This window comes from Thermus sp., from assembly GCF_056332225.1.
In genome coordinates this window covers 1-1,202 of the sequence record NZ_JBWGQW010000121.1, presented here as the reverse complement: position 1 = coordinate 1,202, position 1,202 = coordinate 1, and the positions used below count along the sequence as shown (strand labels likewise).

At 69.6% G+C, this 1,202-nt stretch carries 1 protein-coding gene; it reads left to right on the top strand.

All coding sequences use genetic code 11. The features are described 5' to 3' along the window. Window positions 1-1,008: AMP-binding enzyme (locus AC01Y6_RS10410; protein ID WP_476671449.1), on the top strand; the 1,008-nt coding region annotated here is incomplete at its 5' end. Between the last annotated feature and the right edge of the window lie 194 nt (window positions 1,009-1,202).

Genomic DNA, 1,202 nt, shown 5'->3' with positions numbered 1-1,202 from the left:
GGGCACTCCTACGTGGTCTACGGGCCTCTTCTGAACGGGGCCACCACGGTGATGTACGAGGGGGCCCCCAACTGGCCCGAGCCCGACCGCTTCTGGCGGATCGTGGACAAGTACGGGGTCACCATCCTCTACACCGCTCCCACCGCCATCCGGAGCTTCATGAAGTGGGGGGAAGGGTGGCCCCTCAAGCACCGCCTGGACACCTTGAGGCTCCTCGGCACCGTGGGCGAGCCCATCAACCCCGAGGCCTGGCTCTGGTACTACAACGTCATCGGCAAGGGCCGCTGCCCCATCGTGGACACCTGGTGGCAGACGGAAACGGGGGGCATCATGATCACCACCCTGCCCGGGGCCCACGCCATGAAGCCGGGGCACGCCGGGAAGCCCTTCTTCGGCGTGGTGCCCGAGATTTTGGACAGCGAGCACCGCCCCGTGGAGAACCCCGACGAGGGCGGCCACCTCTGCATCACCCGCCCCTGGCCCAGCATGCTCCGCACCGTCTGGGGCGACCCCGAGCGCTTCCTGCAGCAGTACTTCAGCCAGCACCCCGGCGTTTACTTCACCGGGGACGGGGCGCGCCGGGACAAGGACGGCTACTACCTCATCCTGGGCCGGGTGGACGACGTGCTGAACGTGGCCGGGCACCGCCTGGGCACCATGGAGATTGAGTCGGCCCTGGTGGCCCACCCCGCGGTGGCCGAGGCGGCGGTGGTGGGCAGGCCCGATCCTCTGAAGGGAGAGGCCATCGTGGCCTTCGTGACCCTGAAGGAGGGGCACGCCCCCTCGGAAACCCTCCGGGAGGAGCTCAGGGCCCACGTGGCCAAGGTCATCGGCCCCATCGCCCGCCCCGACGAGATCCGCTTCACCGACGCCCTGCCCAAGACCCGCTCGGGCAAGATCATGCGCCGCCTCCTCCGGCAGATCGCCGCCGGGGAGCAGGAGATCAAGGGGGACACCTCCACCCTCGAGGACCGCTCCGTGGTGGAGCGGCTGAAGCAAGGTTCCTAAACCCTACCCGCGCCGCGGCGGGGTGGCCTCACCCCGCCGGGCTTTTGTGCGCGTGCACCACCTTCCAGCCCTCCAAAAAGCCCCAGAGCTCGGCTTCGCCCTCCATGCTACCTCCCGGGCTGGTACTCCCCCCACTCCTCCCGCAAGACCCCGCAGACCTCCCCCAGGGTGGCCCGGCGGCGGAAGGCCTCCAG